The organism is Coprococcus sp. ART55/1 (genome assembly GCF_000210595.1).
GTDB classification, from domain to species: Bacteria; Bacillota; Clostridia; order Lachnospirales; family Lachnospiraceae; genus Coprococcus; species Coprococcus aceti.
The window spans coordinates 2,516,694-2,517,877 of record NC_021018.1; the positions used below are offsets into that span (position 1 = coordinate 2,516,694).

2 protein-coding genes are annotated in these 1,184 nt (G+C 34.5%); both read left to right on the forward strand.

Going from position 1 to position 1,184, the window contains the following annotated elements; genetic code table 11:
* A partial coding sequence (locus CCU_RS11315; RefSeq protein WP_208896190.1) for a glycosyltransferase occupies positions 1 to 959 on the forward strand: 959 nt, incomplete at its 5' end.
* Positions 956 to 1,184: LicD family protein (locus tag CCU_RS11320; protein ID WP_208896191.1), on the forward strand; the 229-nt coding region annotated here is incomplete at its 3' end. The genes CCU_RS11315 and CCU_RS11320, both read left to right, overlap by 4 nt.

Sequence of the window (1,184 nt, forward strand, 5' to 3'; positions counted from 1 at the left end):
TGACTAGAGCAATTGGAGGTAATGACTTAAAGGCAATTAAAGAAGTTAGAAGTTTGATAAAACACTATACTCCTGATATTGTCTATGCCCATTCCAGTAAAGCTGGCGCAATTGTTCGTGTAGCAAATATTGGATTAAAAAATTACTGTATATATAACCCGCATGGTTGGTCATTTAATATGCGTTGTTCTGCAAAAAAAAGGATTATGTACACAGTTATTGAAAAGCTGGCTGCACCATTTTGTGATAAGGTTATATGCATTTCGGACGCGGAAAAACAGTCTGCATTAGATAATAAAATTTGTAAAGAGAATAAGCTTCAGGTTATTTTTAATGGTGTGGATATTGAAGCGTATGAAAATGGTATACACGGTGAAATAAACAGAAAAGAATTGAACATACCTGAAGATGCATTTGTTGTTGGCATGGTTGGCCGAATAAGTCAGCAGAAAGCTCCAGATGTGTTTATAAAAATGGCAAAGTTAATAAAAGAAAAAATTTCAAATGCACATTTTATTATAGTTGGTAATGGCAATCAGGAAGATACAATCATAAGTTATGCAGAGAAGAATGGCTTTATAGATAGTTTACATATTACGGGCTGGGTTGATAATCCAATGAATTATGTGGAACTTTTTGATGTTGCATGTCTGTTGAGTAGATGGGAAGGATTTGGATTGGTGTTGCCTGAGTATATGATGGCAGGAAAACCTATTGTGGCAAGTAATGTTGATGCTATTCCAAATATTATAAAAAATGGTGAAAACGGCTTGTTAGTTGAAGTTGACGATGCTGTAGGGGCGAGTGAAGCAGTATTACGAATACATAATGAGATTGGCTTGAGAGATAAGGTAGTAACAAAAGGCTTGCAGGATGCACATAACAGGTTTGACGCTCGAAGAGTTGCTAAAGAACATGAGATACTGTTTGAGAGAATAAAAAAAGAGGAAAATAAATGAAATATCTTACATTGGATGAAGTGAAACAAACCGAATTGGATATCCTTATCCATTTTGACAGTTTCTGTAAAAATGAAGAGCTATATTATACATTAGCTGGAGGAACTTTACTAGGAGCTATAAGACATAAAGGTTTTATTCCTTGGGATGATGACATTGATGTTATGATGCCGAGAGAAGATTATAACCGCATGTTACAAATAGTAAAGACTAAAAAGATTAGTA